The organism is Streptomyces sp. ITFR-6, assembly GCF_031844725.1.
Taxonomy (GTDB): domain Bacteria; phylum Actinomycetota; class Actinomycetes; order Streptomycetales; family Streptomycetaceae; genus Streptomyces.
In genome coordinates, this window is the sequence record NZ_CP134612.1 from 6,360,795 (window position 1) to 6,380,206 (window position 19,412).

Below are 19,412 nucleotides of genomic sequence, written 5' to 3' on the forward strand. Positions count from 1 at the left end.
TACGCGCGCCCTTGGTGCCCGATCACGGCGGCGGGCCGAGTACGCGTCCGGGCCGTCGTAAGGTTGTCCTGCCGGGATGATCTTCCTGGGGGGAACGGGCCACGACCGCAGCGCGGTTGGCGGCACGTCGGTGAGCGGGGAGAACGATGCGAGAGCGGCTGGCCGCAAGGGTGACCGGAGGGCCGGCCGTGCTGCCCGTCGCCGTACTGATTCTGCTGGCCGTGCTGGCGGGCTGCACCTCGGCGCCGGAATCCGCCGGGGCCGGGCCGTCCGCCGGGGCCCGCTGGCAGCCCGAGCCGGGCACCGACTGGCAGTGGCAGCTCTCCGGCCGGCTGGACACCACCGTGGACGCCCCGGTGTACGACATCGACGGCTTCGATCACGGCGCGTCGCAGGTGGCCGCGCTGCACCGCAAGGGGCGCAAGGTCATCTGCTACCTCTCCACCGGCGCCTGGGAGGAGTTCCGCCCGGACGCGGACGACTTCCCGGCGGCGGTCCTGGGGAAGAGCAACGGCTGGGCGGGGGAGCGGTGGCTCGACATCCGCCGCACCGACGTGCTGGAGCCGCTGATGGAGGCCCGGATCGCGATGTGCGCGAAGAAGGGCTTCGACGCGGTGGAACCCGACAACATGGACGGCTACCGCAACCGCTCCGGCTTCCCGCTGACCGCCGCCCACCAGCTGCGCTACAACCGGCTCGTCGCCCGCGCCGCCCACCGCCACGGCATGGCCGTCGGCCTCAAGAACGACCTCCCGCAGATCCCGGAGCTGGTGGGGGACTTCGACTTCGCGGTCAACGAGCAGTGCGCCCAGTACGAGGAGTGCGAGGAGCTCAGCCCGTTCGTGAAGGCGGGCAAGGCGGTCTTCCACGTGGAGTACGAGCTGCCCGTGGCCCGGTTCTGCGCCGGCTCCCGGCGGCTGGGGCTGAGCTCGCTGCTCAAGAAGTACGAGCTCGGCGTCTGGCGCGAGCGGTGCCCGGCGGCCGGAGCCTGACCGGACGTCTCAGCCGAGCGTCAGCCCCATCAGGGTCACGGTCGCCGCCGTCTCCGCCAGCGCCCCGAACACATCGCCGGTCACCCCGCCGAACCGCCGCACGCAGTGCCGCAGGAGCAGCTGGGTGACCGCGAGAGCGGCCGCGGCGGCGAGCCCGTACCTCAGCGCCCCGTACCCGCCGAGCAGCGCTCCCGCGCCCGCGCAGGCCGCCACCGTCACGACCGCGACCGCCACCGCGCCCCGCACCGGCACCGCGCCCGCCACCGCGGCGCCCAGCCCCTCCGGGCGGGCCGCTGGGACCCCGTCGCGGGAGGCCAGGGTGAGGGCGAGCCGGGCGACGACGCCCGCCACGACGGCCGCCGCCGCGCCCCGCGTCCAGCTCTGCGCGTACAGCTGCTCAAGGGCCGCCACCTGCGCGAGCAGCGTGAACAGCAGGGTGATCACACCGAACGGCCCAATGTCGGACTGCTTCATGATCCGCAGCGCGTCCTCGGCCGGTTTCCCGCTGCCGAGGCCGTCGGCGGTGTCCGCCAGACCGTCGAGGTGCAGCCCCCTGGTGAGGGCGGCCGGCACCGCGGCGCTGACCACGGCGGCGAGCAGCGGCCCGGAGCCGGACAGCAGCAGCAGGCTGCCGGGCACCGCAGCGAGGACCCCCACGACCAGACCGGCCAGCGGGGCGCACAGCATTCCGGCCCGCGCCGCCGCACGGTCCCAGCGGGTGACGCGGACGGGGATCACGGTGAGGGTGCCGAAGGCGAAACGTATGCCGTGGCTGTTCAGGGAGGTCACGGCGCGCAGGCTAATCGGTGGGCGCGGCCGATAGATTGTCCGAAACGCCATGGAGCGGGGCGAAAGCGGCTTATCGGGAGTGGGTGGCATGGGTCACTGGTTCGATCAGAACATCGTCGAGCCGGGGAAGCTGCCCCTGCTCCTGGCGCTGGCCTCCTTCGTGCTGACATTCGGGATCACCAGGGTCATCACCCGGATGATCCGCGCCGGCAAGGGACCGTTCCGCAACTTCACCCCCGGCGGGGTCCACGTCCACCACGTGGTGCCGGGGGTGCTGCTGAGCGTGGTCGGCGGCTTCGGGGCGGTCGGCAGCGGGCGGCACGGTGTCACGGCCGGGATCTGTGCGGTGGTCTTCGGTATGGGCGCCGGGCTCGTGCTGGACGAGTTCGCGCTGATCCTGCATCTGGACGACGTGTACTGGACGGAGCAGGGCCGCCAGAGCGTGGAGGTCGTGGTCCTCACCGCCGCGCTGGTGCTGCTCGTGCTCGGCGGGTTCTCGCCGCTCGGCGTGAACGACCTGAGCGACGATCAGCAGCAGGGCCGGCTCAGCGCCGTGCTCACCGTCGTCGTCAACTTCTGCTTCGTGCTGATCTCGCTGTTCAAGGGCAAGGCGCGGATGGCGGTGGTGGGCACGCTGGTCCCGTTCGTCGCCCTGATCGGCGCGGTCCGCCTCGCCCGGCCGGCCTCGACGTGGGCGAAGCGGTTCTACCGCAACCGGCACCGGGCCCGCTCCCGCTCGGTGCTGCGCGCCTACCACCACGACGTCCGCTGGGCGGGCCCGCGCCGCAGGTTCCAGGACCTGATCGGCGGCGCGCCCGACCGGGTCCCGGCGCCCACGCCCAAACCCTGACGGCGGCGCAGCAGCCTGCGCCGGTCGTGCCGGGCCGAGACCGCGCACAGCAGGAGGGCCGCCGCGATGGCCGCCAGATGCTCCTTGCCCGCCAGGTTGTCCTTGAGGACGACCTCGGCCACCATCGCCCCGATCACCAGCGCCCCGGTGAACCAGGCCCGGTGGACGTGGGCGAGGTAGACCGCCAGGGCGACCACGGCGGCCGAGGGCCCGGTGTCGGTCTCCAGCGCGTCCGAGAGGGGCAGCCCGAAGAGCCCGTCGGGGCCGACCGCGACGCCGATGCGCGCGTACAGCGTCCCGGCCAGCGTCGCGACGTACGCGATCAGCAGCGTCCGCCACCGGCCCAGGCAGATCTCGGCGATTCCGAACACCAGCAGCAACTGCGCCAGCGCACCCCAGACGGGCAGGTCCGGCGCGGGCACGAACAGCGACAGCGGGGTACGCAGCAGAGCCGCCCACAGCGGATCCTCGGCCCGCACCGCACCGAGCGTCTGCACCGGCCCGAAGCCCCAGGACCGGTTCTGCACCACCTGGAGCAGCCCGGTGAGAGCGACCGCCGCCGGCGTCATCGGGACGGCCCGCAGCCGCTCGGCTGTGAGCGCCGCCCGTACGGTCGCCCACAGCGGACCCCACTCCCGGCGGGCCGCCCGGCCGAGGGCGCGCACCGGTCTCATCCACGCGGTCCGAGGTGCGAGCGGTGCAGCCACTTGGGCAGTCCGGGCGCCTCCAGGAACCCTTCGGCGCGGCCGGCCGCGATGCCGATGCGCAGCAGGTCGGAACTCTTCTCGAAGAGCAGGAAGCGCGGTTCCCAGATCGGCCGGTACTTGGCGTTGGCGCGGTAGAGCGATTCGATCTGCCACCAGCGCGAGAAGAAGCTGAGCAGCGAACGCCACATTCTGAGCACAGGCCCGGCACCGAGCCGGGAGCCCCGTTCGAAGACCGAGCGGAACATCGCGAAGTTCAGCGAGACCTGGGTGATGCCGATCTCCTCCGCCCGTTGCAGGAGTTCGATGACCATGAACTCCATCAGGCCGTTCTCCGCGTCCCGGTCACGGCGCATCAGGTCGAGCGAGAGTCCGTTCGGGCCCCAGGGGACGAAGCTCAGCACGGCGCGCAGCTCGCCCTGTTCGCCCTCCTCCGGGGACGTGCCGGTGTACCGGCATTCGAGCATCACGCACTGCCCGTCGGCCGGGTCACCGAGCCGGCCCAGCGCCATCGAGAAGCCGCGCTCGGTCGCCCCGTCCCGCCAGTCGTCGGCCCGGCGCACCAGTTCGGCCATCTCGGCCTCCGGGATCTCCTCGTGCCGGCGCACCGTGACCGCGTAACCGGCCCGCTCGACCCGGTTGTACGCCTGGCGGACGGTGCGCATCGCCCGTCCCTCCAGGGTGAATTCGGCGGTCTCCACGATCGCTTCGTCCCCGAGCTCCAGGGCGTCGAGCCCGTGCCGGGCGTAGACGGTGCCGCCCTCCTCGCTCACCCCCATCGCCGCCGGGGTCCAGCCGTGCTCGCGCGCCTCGGCCAGCCAGGGGCCGATCGCGCCGGGCCAGGCCTCCGGGTCGCCGATCGGATCACCGGAGGCCAGCGAGACCCCGCCGACCACCCGGTAGGTGACGGCCGCCTTGCCGGTCGGGGACCAGATGACGCTCTTCTCGCGGCGCAGGGCGAAGTATCCGAGCGAGTCCCGGTCGCCGTGCTTGCCGAGCAGGACGCGCAGCGCCTCCTCGTCCTGCGGGCTGATCGGGTCGACCGCCCGGCGGGAGCGGAAGGCCGCGTAGACGACGGCGATCAGCAGCAGCGTGGACATGATGTTGATCACGACGTTGACCCAGCCGGGCGTGCTGATGCCGGGGAACCGGGAGTCGTTGTCCGCGACGGACACCAGCCGCAGCGCCCCGTAGCGCCAGCGGTCCAGGAACGTCGAACGGGCCTCGTCGTGCGCGGTGTTGGTCGCGGCGACCAGGGCCGCCGCGATCAGCGAGGTGACCAGCAGCCCGACGACCGCCACCAGCGCGGCCAGCTTCGGATTGGACCGGTCGCCCTTCGCGTAGAACTCGCGCCGGCCGAGGGCCAGCGCGAGGACGAAGGAGCCGGTCAGCGCCAGCGAGATCCAGTTCTGCGGGTACCGGCGGATCTCCGGGAAGCCGATCACCGATGCGAAGAGCAGCAGCGTGAGCCCGCTCAGGACCATGTTGACGATCCACGCGGCGCGTTTGCGCCGCCGCATGGTGACCGCGAGGAAGAGCGCCACCACGCCGGAGGAGAAGCCCGCTGTGAGCAGATAGGGCGTGAAGTAGTTCTCGGTGTTGTGGCGCCGGAGATCCTGTCCGAAGGTGACCCAGGCGGCGCTCAGGAAGTTGATGAACGACACGACGCGCAGGTACCAGATGGCGAAGGCCGCGCCGCGTCGTGACCGGACGGTGCTCTGTGCCGGGACGGCGCCCTGCCCGGCTTCCTCGCTGGCCAATCTGACCTCTCCCATGAAAAGCGATCATATGGGGCATCGCACTTCATAAAGGGCCAGCCTGCGGACGGTGTCCGGCGACCGCAGCCCGATCGGTCAGCTGCTTCTCGTCAGTTCCCGGCCGGTTCGCTCTCGTTGGCCCCTTCGCCGGCGGCCGCCTCGCCGTCGTCCCCGTTGCCGGGCTCTTCCTTCTCTTCCTCTTCGTCCTCTTCGGCGGCCGGTGCGCGCTCGGGCAGCTCCGCCGCCAGCGCGGCAGCGGCCTGCACGAACGGAAGTGCAAGCAATGCCCCGCTTCCTTCCCCGACCATGACGCCGTGGTCGAGCAGCGGGTTGAGCGCCATCCGGTCCAGCGCCTTCGCCTGCGCCGGCTCCCCGCTCACGTGCCCCGCCAGCCACCAGTCCGGCGCCCGGAACGCCGCCCGCTGGCCGACCAGCGCACAGGCCGCGGAGACCACCCCGTCCAGCACCACCGGCAGCCGGCGCACCGCGCACTGGAGCAGGAAGCCGGTCATCGCCGCCAGATCCGCGCCGCCCACCGTGGCCAGCAGCTCCAGCTGGTCGCCCAGCACCGGCCTGGCCCGGCGCAGCGCGTCCCGGATCGCCGCGCACTTGCGCATCCACGCCAGGTCGTCGATGCCCGCGCCGCCGCGCCCGGTGACGACCGAGGCGTCGGTGCCGCACAGCGCCGCGATCAGGGTGGCCGCGGCCGTCGTACCGCCCACGCTCAGGTCACCGAGCACCACCAGGTCCGTGCCGGAGTCGGCCTCCTCGTCGGCGATCGCCATCCCGAGGCGCACCGCCTGCTCGGCCTCCTCCGCCGTCAGCGCGTCCTCGATGTCGATCCGGCCGCTGCCGCGCCGCACCCGGGTCCGTACCACCTGCTCGGGCAGCAGCTCCGGGTCGCAGTCCAACCCGGCGTCGACGATCCGCACCGGTACGCCGAACCGGCGGGCCAGCACGGCGGCCGGTGTCGCCCCCTCCAGCGTGGCCCGCACCAGCTCGTAAGCGGTCCCGGCCGCCCGGCCCGAGACATCCAGCGACGCCACCCCGTGGTCACCGGCGAACAGCACCACCCGAGGCTGTTCGATCGGCCGGACCGGTACGGCCTGCTGGGCGGCCGAGAGCCATTCACCCAGCTCGTCCAGGCGGCCGAGGGCGCCCGGGGGCACCGCGAAGCGCTCCCGGCGCTCCTCGGCGTCTCGCCGCACACCACCGTCGGGGCGTTCGATCAGGTCGGAGAAGTCGTCCAGATTCACGGGGGTCTGCCTCGCGGGTCGATACGTCGTGTGGGCCGGGGGAGCCCGGCGGCGGACTCGGAGACCGCCGTGACCTCCCCTTGCGGAACAGTACCTGCCGCGATTTCCGGCCCCTGCCGGTACGCCGTGCCCCTCAGCAGCTCAGCCGCGCAGCGGCAGCGACTGCCCGGCCACCACCAGCAGTACCTGTTCGCACTCATCGGCCACCGAGGCGTTCAGCCGTCCCAGCTCGTCCCTGAACCGCCGCCCCGCCGCGGAGGCGGGCACCACCCCGGAACCGGTCTCGTTGGTCACCAGGACGACGGTGCGCCGCGTCCCGCGCACCGAGGCCACCAGCTCGCCCGTCCGCTCGCGCAGCGCGCTCCGCCCGCCACCGGCCCACGAAGCGTCGTCCCAGGCGTCCACCCGGTCCATCGCGTCCGTCAGCCAGAGCGAGAGGCAGTCGATCAGCAGCGGGGGCCCGTCCGAGGACAGCAGCTCCGCCAGCTCGCAGGTCTCCTCGGTGCGCCAGGCGGCGGGTCTGCGCTCCCGGTGCAGTCCGACCCGGGCCGCCCAGTCCGCGTCGCCGTCGCGGGCGCCGCCGGTCGCCACGTACACGACCTCCGGATACGTCTCAAGGCGCCGCTCGGCCTCGACCGACTTCCCGGACCGCGCGCCGCCGGTGATCAGGGTGCGCCGGGGGACGTCCGGTGCGGCGTGGTACCCGCCGACCGGCAGCGTCGTCCCGTCCGGCACGGCCCGCGCCCCGGCGGCCGTGAGCCGGCGGTCGAGCGCGGGCCCGTACGGCGCGTCATGGTCCAGATGGACGGCGACCACCTCGGTGGCCGGCCCGACCGCCTCGACGGCCCGCAGCCGGGCCACGGCGTCGGGCCTGCCCACGACATCGCAGACCACCATGTCGTACGGCTCCGCCATCCGGTCGGCGAGACCGGCGGGGGCGCCGCCCGGCGGCAGGTACAGCAGCCGCTCGCCCTCCGGCGCGATCACCTCGTACCCGGTGCCCGGCGCGTCCATCGGCACGGCCCGCACCCGGTGTCCGCTGATCAGCGTCAGCACCTGCCCGTCCGGCACCCGGCCCGCCGGAGGCAGCCCGGGAGGCAGCTCGACGGCGGGGCCGTCGTGCGGATGGGTGAGCAGCACCTGGCGTACGCCGGTCAGCGAATGCCCCGCGCGGGCGGCGGCGAACACCGCCCCGGGGGTGAGATCGAGCAGCAGCGCGTCATCGACCAGCAGAGCGGTCGCGGCCCGGCTGCGCGGTCCGTGGGCGGTGGCGCAGGCGGCGCAGGGGCATTCCGGCCGGGGCAGCCCGTCGGGGGCTCCGGTGCCGAGCAGAGTCAGTTCCACGGTCCGATCCTCCCGCGTACCCGCACGGGGTGCGCGACGTGGGGTGCACCGGCGTGCCCGCCCCCCTCCCCCGCAGGTCCGGAGCCACTAGGCTGCGGAGCGTAACAAGTGACCCAGGAGGCGGACATGGCGTGGACGTGGCGGTTCGAGAAGTCCGACGGTACGGAGACGGAGCCGGCCCTTCAGCCGGAGGAATTCACGACGCAGGGCGACGCGGAGTCCTGGATCGGTGAGTACTGGAAGGAACTCCTCGACGGCGGGGCGGCTCAGGTGACGCTCTTCGACGACACGACGAAGATCTACGGCCCGATGAGCCTCCAGGCCGAGCAGCCGGAGCAGGCGGAGCAGGGCTGAGCCGGACGGCCGCCGGGCGCACCCCTCGGGGTCCGTCCGGCGGCCGCGCGGCCCTCCCGCGCGCCCGCCCCGGCTCTCAGATCTCGCCCAGGGTGACCTGCGCGGTCTTGTCCGCCTCGCTGCGCTGATACGTCACGGTGACCTTCTCGCCCGGCTTGTCCGAGGCCAGGGCCTCCGACAGGGACGTGATGGTGGTGACCTGGGTGTCACCGATCTTGGTGATGATGTCGCCCACCCGCAGCCCCGCCTTCTCCGCCGCGCCGCCCTTCGAGAGGCTGACGATCGCGACCCCGGCGGGCTTGTAGCTGTTGTCGACGACGGTACGGCCGGTGATGTCCAGCGCCGCCCGGCCCGAGTCGGTGACCTTGCCGCTCTTGATGATCTGGTTCGCGACCGTCTTCACCATCGAGACCGGGATCGCGAATCCGATCCCCGGCGCGGCACTGCCGCCCAGCTGCGGGTCGGTCGCCGCCAGCGTCGGGATGCCGACGACCTCGCTGTCCAGGTTGACCAGCGCGCCCCGCTGTTGCCCGGGTTGATCGCGGCGGAGGTCTGCACCATGTTCGCGATGGTGGCCCCGGTGCCGCCGCCCGCGCTGCTCTCGCTGACGGTCCGGCCGAGCGCGGAGACGATCCCCTGGGTGACGCTGCTGGACAGCCCGAGCGGCGATCCCATCGCCAGCACGATCTGCCCCACCGCGACCTTGTCCGAGTCACCGAACTTCGCGGCCTTGAGCCCCTTGGGCACCTTGTCGAGCTTGATGACGGCGAGGTCCTGCTCCGGGTAGGCGGCGACCAGCGAGGCGCTCAGCACCCTCTCCCCGGTGGCCGAGCTGACCTTGAAGGTCTTCTCCTTGCCGACGACGTGGGCGTTGGTGACGATATGGCCCTCGGTGTCGTAGACGATGCCGGAGCCGAGGCTGTCCGACGCGTCGATCTGCACCACGGAGGGCAGCACGTCCTCGATGACGGACTGGTATTCGGCCTGCAGATCGCCGGTGGCCTTCGAGGCCGAGCCCTGTTGGACCTGCCCGGCCTTCGTCGCGCCGGGCCCGGAGGAGTTCGAGTTCGAGTCCGAGCAGCCGCCGGCCAGCGCGATCGCACAGACACCCGCGGTCAGAGGCAGCAGCAGCCGGCGCGCACGGAGGCGGGAGTGAATGGAATTCATGTCCGGATTATTGCTTTCAACCCCATTGGTGGCTCGTTGAGCGCACCCGCCCGAGCGCAGCCGGGGCGGCCTCTCAGCCCCGCACTCCGCACAGGTGCAGCAAGGCCGCCACCCTGCGGTAGGGGTCCGTGCGGCCCGCCCGGTCCTCCGCCGCCAGCACGCGTTCCAGCTCCGCCGCGGCGGGCAGCGCCACGTCGTTGCTCACGTTGTCCGTGAAGACCCGCACCCCGTACCAGGCGTGCAGCGGCGCCGCGATCCCGGCGAGCGTCGCGGTGAGGGCGTCGAGCCGGTCCGCGCGCACGGACACCCCGAGCCGGTTGGTGTAGCGGTCGGTGTCGAACGCGGCCAGCGCCGCGTCCCAGTCCCCGGCGGTCCCGGCCCGCATCGCCAGCGCGTCCGCGTTCCGCACGAGCAGCGACAGCAGCCCGCCGGGTGCGAGCATCCGGGCCAGCCCGGCCACCATGGCGTCGGGTGCCTGGACGTACATGAGCACGCCGTGGCAGAGCACCACGTCGAAGCTGCCGGGCAGGAAGTGCACCCCGGTGTCCTGGCCGTTGCCCTCGATGAGCCGGACCCGTTCACGGATCCCCGCGGGCTCGCCCGCGAGCGCCTCACGCACGGTCCGCAGCATCTCGGTATCGGATTCGAGCCCGGTCACGGTGTGCCCGGCGCGGGCGAGGCGCAGTGCCTGCGTGCCCTGGCCGGTACCGACGTCCAGGATCCGCAGCCGCTGCCCGACCGGGAAGCGGCCCGCGATCTGCTCGTCCAGCTGCCGGGCGACCAGCTCCTGGCGGACGGTGTCGCGCAGCCCGCCGAGCCCGTCCAGCCACGCCGAAGCGGCTCCGGAGAACCGGGCACCGGCATCACCGGGCCGGCCGGCGGACGCGCCGCCGGCCGAGCCGAAGAGATCCGTACTCAGGGCCGCTCTCCGCGCTTGACCTGCGGCTTGGGCAGCCGCAGCCGTCGCATCTGGAGCGTGCGCATCAGGCCGTAGGCGACCGCGCCGCGCTTGGGCGTATCGGGGAACCGCTCGTTCAGCTGCTTGCGCAGCCGGAACGTCAGCCCGATCGAGTCGACCACGATCAGCACGATGACGCCGAGCCAGAGCAGCAGCGAGATGTTCTGGATGCCCCGCACCTGGATCACGCTGAGAATCAGGATGACCACGGCGAGCGGCAGGAAGAACTCCGCGATGCAGAAGCGCGAGTCCACGAAGTCACGGACGAAGCGCCGCACCGGGCCCTTGTCACGGGCCGGCAGATAGCGCTCGTCACCACTGGCGAGCGCCTCACGCTGCTTGGCCATGTCCACGCGGCGCGCCTCGCGCTGGCGCTTCATGGCCTCCTTGCGGTCGGTCGGCGCTCCACTGGAGGCACGACGGCGCTGCGTTTGGGCATCGCTGCGCTTGGGGGTGGGGCGACCTTTGGGGGCCTGCGGGTCGCGGGGCGTCTTGGAGAGGTCCGCCGTCACCTTGCCGGTGGGGGCCTTCTCTTCCTTGGAGCGGCTACGGAACACAAGGCCCAAGGGTACGGGGTCGATCGCCGCGGCCCCAGGCCGGCCGGGAACGATCCGGCAACGGCCGGCGTCCTCAGCTGTGTACGAGCGGGACGATACGGGCGTTGCGGGTGGGATGACAGGGGCATCACAACCGGGGTGATCCGGGTGCTGTCAACGGATTCCCCGAGCTTCACCTACTCCCTGCGCCGGAGCGCCGGGCGGTGTCAGTCGTCCTTGGGGAGGAGCACATCCTTGCTCGAACAGTGCGGTAATAGAGACAGGGCCCGTACTGTGGGTTCTGTTGGAGTGCTGGAGCCCAGTTAAGTCAGAAGGGGGCGCGCGAAGCCCATGAGCGGTGTCATGAAGCGTATGGGGATGATCTTCCGCGCGAAGGCAAACAAGGCCCTTGACAGGGCCGAGGACCCGCGCGAGACCCTCGATTACTCGTACCAGAAGCAGCTGGAGCTGCTTCAGAAGGTACGCCGCGGTGTCGCCGATGTGGCGACGTCGCGCAAGCGTCTGGAGCTGCAGCTGAACCAGCTGCAGGGCCAGACCTCGAAGCTGGAGGACCAGGGCCGCAAGGCACTCGCGCTCGGTCGCGAGGACCTGGCCCGCGAGGCGCTGTCGCGCCGGGCGGCCCTCCAGCAGCAGGTCACCGACCTGGAGACGCAGCACACCACGCTGCAGGGTGAGGAGGAGAAGCTCACTCTCGCGGCCCAGCGGCTGCAGGCCAAGGTCGATGCCTTCCGTACCAAGAAGGAGACGATCAAGGCCACCTACACCGCGGCCCAGGCGCAGACCCGGATCGGGGAGGCCTTCTCGGGCATCTCCGAGGAGATGGGCGATGTCGGCCTGGCGATCCAGCGGGCCGAGGACAAGACCCAGCAGCTCCAGGCGCGCGCGGGCGCGATCGACGAGCTGCTCGCCTCCGGCGCCCTGGACGACCCGACCGGCACGGCGAAGGACGACCTCACCGCCGAGCTGGACCGGATCTCCGGCGGCTCCGACGTGGAGCTGGAGCTGCAGCGCATGAAGGCCGAACTGGCCGGCGGCTCCTCCTCGCAGCAGGCCATCGAGGGCGGCCCGCAAGACGCCGCCCAGCAGCAGTCCCAGGACCGGTCCCCGCACAAGTTCGACAAGAATTAAGGCAGCGACATGATCGTACGGATCATGGGGGAGGGCCAGGTACTCCTGGCCGACAGTCATCTCACCGAGCTCAACAAGCTCGACAACGAACTGCTCGCCGAAATGGAGAGCGGCGACGGCCCCGGCTTCCGCTCCACTCTCCACGCGCTCCTCGCCAGGGTGCGCGAACTCGGCACGCCCTTGCCGGACGACTCCCTGGAGCCGTCCGAGCTGATCCTGCCGTCACCGGAGGCGACCCTCGAAGAGGTACGCGCCATGCTCCGCGACGACGGTCTGATTCCCGGCTGAGAACCGGCGGCTCCAGCACCCGCACCGACAGTGCCCCGCGCCCGGTCCGCCGGACGCGGGGCACTGTCGTGCGTACGACGGCCGGCCGACGGCATTCCGCTCGCCGCGGGCCGGACCGATTCCCGCGCGACACGCCGTAACGTTGCTTGACGTGACCACCCTCGGAACCGGCGTGCTGCGCGTCCGGCACTGGCTGCGCGACCATCCGCTCGCGCTGGACGGAGCACTCGCCCTGTGCGTGCTCACCGCCATGATCATCGGCTCGTTCGCCGACCCCGGCTCGCACAGCGGACACACCTTCGGCACCCGCACCCCCGACGCGGGCAGCGTGCTGCTGATGGTGCTGGGCGCCCTCGCCCTGGTGTGGCGCCGCCGCCACCCGATGGCCGTGCTCGTCGCCACCTGCGGACTGACGGTCGTCGAGCTGGTGCTGGTGGACCCGCCGGCCCCGGTGGTGATGAGCGTGGTCATCGCGCTGTACACCATCGCCGCCCGCACCGACCGGCCCACCACCTGGCGGGTCGGGCTGCTCACGATGGCCGTGCTCACCGCCGCCGCGATGCTCTTCGGCTCCGCGCCCTGGTACAGCCAGGTGAACTTCGGCGTCTTCGCCTGGACCGGGATGGCGAGCGCCGTCGGGGACGCGGTGCGCTCCCGGCGCGCCTTCGTCGACGCGATCCGGGAGCGCGCCGAACGGGCCGAGCGGACCCGCGAGGAGGAGGCCGGGCGACGGGTGGCGGAGGAGCGGCTGCGGATCGCCCGCGACCTGCACGACGTCGTCGCCCACCACATCGCCCTGGTCAACGTGCAGGCCGGGGTCGCGGCCCACGTCATGGACAAGCGCCCCGACCAGGCCAAGCAGGCGCTCGCCCACGTCCGCGAGGCCAGCCGCTCCGCCCTCAACGAACTGCGGGCCACCGTCGGGCTGCTGCGCCAGTCCGGCGACCCGGAGGCGCCGACCGAACCCGCCCCCGGCCTCGCCGTCCTGGACGAGCTGGTGAAGACCGTGCGCCGGGCCGGGCTGCCCGTCGAGGTGGCCTGCGCGGCCGGCGGGAACCCGCCGCTGCCCGCCGCCGTGGACCTCGCCGCGTACCGGGTGATCCAGGAGGCGCTGACCAACGTCCGCAAGCACGCGGGCCCCGGCGCCAAGGCCGAGGTGAGCGTCGTACGGGTCGGGGCCACCGCAGAGGTCATGGTGCTCGACAACGGCCGGGGCAACCAGGGCGGCACGGCCGACGGGGGCGGCCACGGACTGCTCGGCATGCGGGAACGGGTCACGGCCCTGGGCGGCACCCTCAACGCCGGACCCCGTTACGGCGGAGGCTTCCGCGTCCATGCGATCCTGCCCGTCAAGGCCCTCCCGCAGCAGCCGGATCAACCGGACATGGCGGGCCGGACGGGGGAGAACGCATGACACCGGCCATCAAGGTCCTGCTCGCCGACGACCAGGCGCTGCTGCGCAGCGCGTTCCGGGTGCTCGTCGACTCGGAGCCCGACATGCGGGTGGTCGGTGAGGCGGCCGATGGTGCGGCAGCGGTGGAGCTGGCCCGCTCGACCGGCGCCGACGTGGTGCTGATGGACATCAGGATGCCGGGCACGGACGGGCTCACCGCGACCCGCATGATCAGCGCCGACCCCGAACTCGCGGGCGTACGCGTGGTCATGCTCACCACCTTCGAGGTGGACGAGTACGTGGTCCAGTCGCTGAGGGCCGGTGCCTCCGGCTTCCTGGGCAAGGGCGCGGAACCGGAGGAGCTCCTCAACGCCATCCGGATCGCCGCGGGCGGCGAGGCGCTGCTCTCACCGGCCGCGACCAAGGGGCTGATCGCCACGTTCCTGGCGCAGGGCGGCGGTTCGGGCGAAGAGGGGCCGGGTGCCGCTGAGTACTCCGCGCGCCTCGCGGCCCTCACCACCCGGGAGCGCGAGGTGCTGGTCCTGGTCGCGGCCGGGCTCTCCAACGACGAGATCGCGGAGCGCCTGGTGGTCAGCCCGCTCACCGTCAAGACGCATGTGAACCGGGCGATGGCGAAGCTGGGCGCCCGCGACCGTGCGCAATTGGTGGTAATCGCCTACGAATCGGGCCTGGTGCGCCCCAGGGCGGAGTGAGGGTGCAGCCGCGGCGTACTCCAGCTGCGGTATGCGGCGGATAAGAAAGCGACCTGGGATTGACGCTTTCGGCTCCGGCGGTAGGAGATCGTATAAGTGGGCGGGGTCTGTCCCCGAGTTACCCGCCCACCTGCCGCGTAAGCCACAGAAGAGAGACCCACCCATGTCCTGGCTGTCCAGATTCAGCCTCGCGCAAAGGGCCCTGATCGGGCTGATCTCGATCGTTGCGCTCGTGTTCGGAGCGATCGCGATCCCGCAGCTCAAGCAGCAGCTGCTGCCCACCATCGAACTCCCGATGGTGTCGGTGCTCGCCCCCTATCAGGGTGCGTCCCCCGATGTGGTCGAGAAGCAGGTCGTCGAACCGCTAGAGAACTCGATCAAGTCCGTCGACGGCGTCACCGGAATCACCTCCACCGCCGGCGAGGGCAACGCCGTCATCATGGCGTCCTTCGACTTCGGCGACGAGGGAACGAAGCAGCTCGTCGCGGACATCCAGCAGGCGGTGAACCGCGCCCGTGTCCAGCTGCCCGACAGCGTCGACCCGCAGGTCGTCGCCGGTTCGACCGACGACATCCCGACCGTCGTCCTCGCCGTCACCTCCGACAAGGACCAGCAGGCCCTCGCGGACCAGCTGGACCGCACCGTCGTCCCCGCCCTTGAGGACATCGACGGCGTCGGCCAGGTGTCCGTCGACGGTGTGCGGGACCTCCAGATCTCCGTCACCCCCGACGACAAGAAGCTCGCCGAAGCCGGTCTGAACGCGGCCTCGCTCTCCCAGGCGCTCCAGTCCGGCGGCGCGACCGTCCCGGCCGGTTCCTTCTCCGAGTCGGGCAAGAGCCGCACCGTCCAGGTCGGCGGCGCCTTCACCTCGCTGAAGCAGATCGAGGACCTCCGGGTCATCGGTCAGGACCCGACGGGCAAGCCCGGCGAGCCGGTCCGGGTCGGTGACATCGCGACGGTGAAGCAGGAGCCCGCCACCGCGGACTCCATCACCCGCACCAACGGCAAGCCGAGCCTCGCCGTCATGGCCACGATGGACAAGGACGGCAGCGCCGTCGCCATCTCGGACGCGGTCAAGGAGAAGCTCCCCGACCTGCGCAAGGACCTCGGTGCCGGTGCGGAGCTGACCGTCGTGTCCGACCAGGGCCCCGCGGTCTCCAAGGCCATCTCGGGCCTGACCACGGAGGGTGCGCTCGGCCTGGTCTTCGCGATCATCGTCATCCTGATCTTCCTGGCCTCGCTCCGCTCGACCCTGGTCACCGCGGTCTCCATCCCGCTCTCCGTGGTCCTCGCGCTGATCGTGCTCTGGACCCGTGACCTCTCGCTCAACATGCTCACCCTGGGCGCGCTGACCATCGCGATCGGCCGGGTCGTCGACGACTCGATCGTCGTCCTGGAGAACATCAAGCGTCACCTCAGCTACGGGGAGGAGCGCCAGTCCGCGATCCTCGCCGCGGTGAAGGAGGTGGCCGGAGCGGTCACCGCCTCCACCCTCACCACGGTCGCCGTCTTCCTGCCGATCGGTCTGGTCGGCGGCATGGTCGGAGAGCTGTTCGGCTCGTTCTCGCTGACCATCACCGCGGCCCTGCTGGCCTCCCTGCTGGTCTCGCTGACGGTCGTCCCTGTGCTGTCGTTCTGGTTCCTGCGCTCCCCCAAGGGCAGCGTGGAGGACCCGGAGGCGGCCCGCCGCAAGGCCGAGGAGAAGGAAGCCCGCAGCAAGCTCCAGCGGCTTTACGTCCGGGTGCTGGGCTTCGCCACCCGCCGCCGCATCGTCAGCGTGGTCATCGCCGTCGTCGTGCTGATCGGCACCTTCGGCATGGCCCCGCTGCTGAAGACCACCCTCTTCGACCAGGGCGAGCAGGAAGTCCTCTCCATCAACCAGGAGCTGGCCCCCGGCACCAGCCTGGCCGCCGCCGACGAGGCGTCCAAGAAGGTCGAGAAGCTCCTCGCCGCCGACAAGGGCGTCGAGGAGTACCAGGTCACCGTCGGCTCGTCCGGCTTCATGGCCGCCTTCGGAGGCGGCACGGGAGCCAACCAGGCCTCCTACCAGGTCACGCTGAAGGACCCGGCCGAGTACGACGCCACGGAGAAGCGCCTCGACGAGGCCCTCGGCAAGCTCGACGGCATCGGTGACACGACCATCGCGGAGGCGGGCGGCTTCGGCAGCCAGGACCTGAGCGTCGTGGTCAAGGCCGCCGACGCGGACGTCCTCGCCAAGTCCTCCGAGCAGGTCCGAAAGGCGGTGGCGGGTCTCAAGGACGTCTCCGACGTCCAGAGCGACCTGTCGCAGAGCATCCCGCGCATCTCGGTCACGGCAAACGCCAAGGCCGCCGACGCCGGATTCACCCAGGCCACCCTGGGCGCGGCCGTCGCGGGCGCCGTGAAGGGCACGCCTTCCGGCAAGGCGATCATGGACGACACCGAGCGCGACGTCGTCATCAAGTCCGCCCACCCGGCCGCCACCATGGCCGAGCTGAAGAACCTGCCGCTCGGCCCGGTCAAGCTCGGCACGATCGCCGACGTGAAGCTGGTCCCCGGACCGGTCTCCATGACCCGGATCGACGGCCAGCGCGCCGCGACGATCACCGCCAAGCCCGTCGGTGACGACACCGGCAGCGTCAGCGCGGCACTCCAGAAGAAGGTCGACTCGCTGAACCTCCCGGACGGCGCCACCGCCACCATCGGCGGCGTCTCCGAGGACCAGAACGACGCCTTCGCCAAGCTGGCCCTGGCCATGCTGGCGGCCGTCGCGATCGTCTTCATGCTGCTGGTCGCCACCTTCCGGTCGCTCATCCAGCCGCTGATCCTGCTGGTCTCCATCCCGTTCGCCGCCACCGGCGCGATCGGCCTGCTCCTCATCACCGGCACCCCGATGGGCGTCGCGGCGATGATCGGCATGCTGATGCTGATCGGCATCGTGGTGACCAACGCGATCGTGCTGATCGACCTGATCAACCAGTACCGCCGACAGGGCATGGGCGTCGTCGAAGCGGTCATCGAGGGCGGCCGCCACCGTCTGCGCCCGATCCTGATGACGGCACTGGCGACCATCTTCGCGCTCCTCCCGATGGCGCTCGGCGTCACGGGCGAGGGCGGCTTCATCTCGCAGCCGCTGGCCGTCGTGGTCATCGGCGGTCTGGTCACCTCGACGCTGCTGACGCTGCTCCTGGTGCCGGCGCTCTACGCGATGGTGGAGCTCCGCAAGGAGCGCCGCGCGAAGAAGAAGGCCGACAAGCGCGCCGCGAAGGCGGGCGTCCCGGGCCAGGCCGATTCCGAAGAGGCCCGGGAGACCGAGCCCGCGCAGGCCTGACCGAGTTCGGAGCCCGATACGACGGAGAGGGCCCCGTCCCACGCGAGTGCGTGGGACGGGGCCCTCTCCGTTTCTACGGCTTCCGCCTGCTGCCTCTTGCTACTTGAGTGAGGAGACGAACGCGCCCCAGGCCTCGGTCTGGACGACGAGCGAGGGTCCGGCGGGGTTCTTGCTGTCGCGCACGGGGACGATGCCGGGGAAGTCGTCGGTGATCTCGACGCATTCGCCGCCGTTGGAATTGCTGTAACTGCTGCTGCGCCAGTGGGCGGTGCTCAGCTCGGGGGAGTGGTTCATGGTGGGTATTCCTCCATCGCGGTCCGGTTCGGTTCCGCCGACTCGTCCGGGCTTTCGCTTGCCGCCCGAGCCGCCGTTACTTGAGTGAGGAGACGAACGCGCCCCAGGCCGCAGCCTCGACCACGAGCGCGGGTCCGGTGGGGTTCTTGCTGTCGCGCACGGGGATGACGCCGGAGAAGTCGTCACTGACCTCCACGCATTCGCCGCCGCTCGCGTTGCTGTAACTGCTGCTGCGCCAGCGGGCGCTGCTCAGCTCGGGGGAGTGGTTCACGGTCGGTAGCCCTTCATCGCGGTACGAATCCGTTCCGCCGACTCGTCCAGCGTGAGGGAGTTGGCCCGCAGCACGTCGTACTGCTGTCGCCACCTCTTCACTGCGGCCGGATCCTCGTAGAGATGACCGGCACGGAAGCTCTCCTCGTACGCTACGCAGACGCCGTCCGGCGGAGTCAGCAGAGTCAGCGCGCCACCCAGCAGCCGGTGGAGCCCAGCGCTGAACGGCATCACCTGAACCTTACTGTTCGGCGCGTTCACCTGCTCCAGCAGTGAAGCCAGTTGCTCGTGCATGCAGTCCGGGCTCCCCAGCGGCCGTAGCAGCACGCTCTCGTCGATGATCGCCCACCGGAACGGCGGATTGTCCGACCGCAACCGGTCCTTCCGCGACATCCGCGCTGCCACGAGCTCCTCGACCTGCTCCGGGCAGAGATCCTCGTCGCAGCGGATCAACGTGCGCGCGTACTCCTCGGTCTGTAGCAGCCCTGGCAGTGTCTGCGCCCCGTACTGCTCTATCACTTCGGCACGGGACTCGAAGTCCATGTACCGCTTGTACTGGTCGGGATGGATCTCGCGCCGGGCGAGCTCGTACAGCCCGTGGAAGCGGTCGTCCGTCCCGAAAGCGATGTCCAGCCGGCTGGGGATGTCCGGTGGCGGCATCAGGTCGGCCGTCTCGATCCGGGCCAGCGTGCTCTTGCTGGAGTTCACGATGTCCGCGAGCTGTACGAGCGACAGCCCCGCCCGCTCGCGGTGGCGGCGCTGCTCGGAACCGAAGTAGTGGCGGGCGGACAGATACGGGGTGAGGGCCTGGGGTTTGAACGTCACGGTGCGTGCCTTTCGTGCGTCCCGTTCCCAAGGACGGGACGGTGGCACCCTGTTGGGGCGAGGTTCCCCAGGGCGACGATTGCGGCACACACCGTAACCGCCCTTTCGTGCCGCGCACCAGAGGGCCTTCTCCGAAGGTGGTCATCGACGCGATGTTCGACGCGCAAGGCGAGGCCATGCGGCTGCTCCCGTGGACCAACGAGCACGGCGGTCCGTGCTGGCTCAGCACGGCGAGCCCCGACGGCCCGGTCTCCCGGATGGCCGACGAGCTTGAGGCCGACCTGATCGCCTCCGCCGAGTACGTACTCGAAGAGGCCCGTGAGGTACTGGCGGAGACCGTGGTCGGGGAGCAGGAGCTGCGGTTCGCGGGCATCCGGCTCGCCGAGTCGCTGGGGGACACCCTGCGGATCGCGGCGAGCCGGGGCGGGCGGTTGACGAACGGGGAGGGCTCCGGCTGACGGGA

19 protein-coding genes and 1 pseudogene are annotated in these 19,412 nt (G+C 71.4%); 9 read left to right on the plus strand and 11 right to left on the minus strand.

Annotated elements, in window-relative coordinates:
- The first annotated feature begins 146 nt into the window (after positions 1 to 146).
- Entirely contained in the window at positions 147 to 992 is an 846-nt protein-coding gene (locus RLT59_RS28930; protein WP_311306115.1) for an endo alpha-1,4 polygalactosaminidase, read from the plus strand.
- A 9-nt stretch (positions 993 to 1,001) separates the two neighbouring features.
- Here the strand turns inward: RLT59_RS28930 and RLT59_RS28935 are convergent, their stop codons facing one another.
- Entirely contained in the window at positions 1,002 to 1,781 is a 780-nt protein-coding gene (locus RLT59_RS28935) for an adenosylcobinamide-GDP ribazoletransferase (RefSeq protein WP_311306116.1), read from the minus strand.
- Between the two features lie 88 nt (positions 1,782 to 1,869).
- Here RLT59_RS28935 and RLT59_RS28940 point away from each other — a divergent pair, with 88 nt between their 5' ends.
- Positions 1,870 to 2,631: a hypothetical protein gene (locus RLT59_RS28940; protein ID WP_311306117.1), complete on the plus strand. Its 762-nt coding sequence runs from the start codon at positions 1,870 to 1,872 to the stop codon at positions 2,629 to 2,631.
- On the opposite strand, the gene RLT59_RS28945 is transcribed toward RLT59_RS28940, so the two are convergent.
- The 4 genes from RLT59_RS28945 to RLT59_RS28960 all read right to left on the minus strand — a co-directional run bounded on the left by RLT59_RS28945 (position 2,532) and on the right by RLT59_RS28960 (position 7,692).
- Positions 2,532 to 3,305 carry a hypothetical protein gene (locus RLT59_RS28945; RefSeq protein WP_311306118.1) on the minus strand — a complete coding sequence of 258 codons (774 nt, stop codon included), beginning with the start codon at positions 3,303 to 3,305 and terminating at the stop codon, positions 2,532 to 2,534. The two genes, RLT59_RS28940 and RLT59_RS28945, sit on opposite strands and share 100 nt — an antisense overlap.
- Positions 3,302 to 5,110: a phosphatidylglycerol lysyltransferase domain-containing protein gene (locus RLT59_RS28950; protein ID WP_311306119.1), complete on the minus strand. Its 1,809-nt coding sequence runs from the start codon at positions 5,108 to 5,110 to the stop codon at positions 3,302 to 3,304. Before RLT59_RS28950 ends, RLT59_RS28945 begins: the two co-directional genes overlap by 4 nt.
- A gap of 92 nt (positions 5,111 to 5,202) precedes the next feature.
- Positions 5,203 to 6,348 carry a nicotinate-nucleotide--dimethylbenzimidazole phosphoribosyltransferase gene (cobT, locus tag RLT59_RS28955; protein WP_311306120.1) on the minus strand — a complete coding sequence of 382 codons (1,146 nt, stop codon included), beginning with the start codon at positions 6,346 to 6,348 and terminating at the stop codon, positions 5,203 to 5,205.
- 141 nt (positions 6,349 to 6,489) lie between these two features.
- Positions 6,490 to 7,692 (minus strand): bifunctional adenosylcobinamide kinase/adenosylcobinamide-phosphate guanylyltransferase, encoded by a 1,203-nt coding sequence (locus tag RLT59_RS28960; RefSeq protein WP_311306121.1) that lies wholly within the window; start codon positions 7,690 to 7,692, stop codon positions 6,490 to 6,492.
- 126 nt (positions 7,693 to 7,818) lie between these two features.
- Between RLT59_RS28960 and RLT59_RS28965 the strand changes: the two genes are divergently transcribed.
- Positions 7,819 to 8,046: a hypothetical protein gene (locus RLT59_RS28965; protein WP_311306122.1), complete on the plus strand. Its 228-nt coding sequence runs from the start codon at positions 7,819 to 7,821 to the stop codon at positions 8,044 to 8,046.
- A gap of 76 nt (positions 8,047 to 8,122) precedes the next feature.
- Here the strand turns inward: RLT59_RS28965 and RLT59_RS28970 are convergent.
- The 3 genes and pseudogenes from RLT59_RS28970 to RLT59_RS28980 all read right to left on the minus strand — a co-directional run bounded on the left by RLT59_RS28970 (position 8,123) and on the right by RLT59_RS28980 (position 10,728).
- A pseudogene (locus tag RLT59_RS28970) lies at positions 8,123 to 9,213 on the minus strand (S1C family serine protease).
- Positions 9,214 to 9,286: 73 nt separating this feature from the next.
- Positions 9,287 to 10,039 carry a class I SAM-dependent methyltransferase gene (locus tag RLT59_RS28975; RefSeq protein WP_311307895.1) on the minus strand — a complete coding sequence of 251 codons (753 nt, stop codon included), beginning with the start codon at positions 10,037 to 10,039 and terminating at the stop codon, positions 9,287 to 9,289.
- Between the two features lie 89 nt (positions 10,040 to 10,128).
- Complete coding sequence (locus RLT59_RS28980) at positions 10,129 to 10,728, minus strand: DUF3043 domain-containing protein (protein ID WP_311306123.1); 600 nt, start codon at positions 10,726 to 10,728, stop codon at positions 10,129 to 10,131.
- Between the two features lie 342 nt (positions 10,729 to 11,070).
- Here RLT59_RS28980 and RLT59_RS28985 point away from each other — a divergent pair, with 342 nt between their 5' ends.
- The 5 genes from RLT59_RS28985 to RLT59_RS29005 all read left to right on the plus strand — a co-directional run bounded on the left by RLT59_RS28985 (position 11,071) and on the right by RLT59_RS29005 (position 17,560).
- A complete protein-coding gene (locus RLT59_RS28985; RefSeq protein ID WP_311306124.1) occupies positions 11,071 to 11,856 on the plus strand; it encodes a PspA/IM30 family protein in 786 nt (261 codons plus the stop codon).
- A gap of 9 nt (positions 11,857 to 11,865) precedes the next feature.
- Positions 11,866 to 12,144: a PspA-associated protein PspAA gene (locus RLT59_RS28990; RefSeq protein ID WP_311306125.1), complete on the plus strand. Its 279-nt coding sequence runs from the start codon at positions 11,866 to 11,868 to the stop codon at positions 12,142 to 12,144.
- A 151-nt stretch (positions 12,145 to 12,295) separates the two neighbouring features.
- Positions 12,296 to 13,558 carry a sensor histidine kinase gene (locus RLT59_RS28995; protein WP_311306126.1) on the plus strand — a complete coding sequence of 421 codons (1,263 nt, stop codon included), beginning with the start codon at positions 12,296 to 12,298 and terminating at the stop codon, positions 13,556 to 13,558.
- Positions 13,555 to 14,250 (plus strand): response regulator, encoded by a 696-nt coding sequence (locus RLT59_RS29000; protein ID WP_311306127.1) that lies wholly within the window; start codon positions 13,555 to 13,557, stop codon positions 14,248 to 14,250. The genes RLT59_RS28995 and RLT59_RS29000 overlap by 4 nt, the downstream gene beginning before the upstream one ends.
- 163 nt (positions 14,251 to 14,413) lie before the next feature.
- A complete protein-coding gene (locus RLT59_RS29005) occupies positions 14,414 to 17,560 on the plus strand; it encodes an efflux RND transporter permease subunit (protein WP_311306128.1) in 3,147 nt (1,048 codons plus the stop codon).
- A gap of 99 nt (positions 17,561 to 17,659) precedes the next feature.
- On the opposite strand, the gene RLT59_RS29010 is transcribed toward RLT59_RS29005, so the two are convergent.
- The 3 genes from RLT59_RS29010 to RLT59_RS29020 form a co-directional block, all read right to left on the minus strand.
- Positions 17,660 to 17,854: a DUF397 domain-containing protein gene (locus RLT59_RS29010; protein ID WP_311306129.1), complete on the minus strand. Its 195-nt coding sequence runs from the start codon at positions 17,852 to 17,854 to the stop codon at positions 17,660 to 17,662.
- 76 nt (positions 17,855 to 17,930) lie between these two features.
- Positions 17,931 to 18,125, minus strand: a complete 195-nt coding sequence (locus RLT59_RS29015; RefSeq protein WP_311306130.1) for a DUF397 domain-containing protein — start codon at positions 18,123 to 18,125, stop codon at positions 17,931 to 17,933.
- Positions 18,122 to 18,949 (minus strand): helix-turn-helix domain-containing protein, encoded by an 828-nt coding sequence (locus tag RLT59_RS29020; protein WP_311306131.1) that lies wholly within the window; start codon positions 18,947 to 18,949, stop codon positions 18,122 to 18,124. The genes RLT59_RS29015 and RLT59_RS29020 overlap by 4 nt, the downstream gene beginning before the upstream one ends.
- Positions 18,950 to 19,056: 107 nt before the next feature.
- On the opposite strand from RLT59_RS29020, the gene RLT59_RS29025 reads away from it, so the two are divergent.
- Complete coding sequence (locus tag RLT59_RS29025) at positions 19,057 to 19,407, plus strand: hypothetical protein (RefSeq protein WP_311306132.1); 351 nt, start codon at positions 19,057 to 19,059, stop codon at positions 19,405 to 19,407.
- Positions 19,408 to 19,412: the final 5 nt, after the last annotated feature.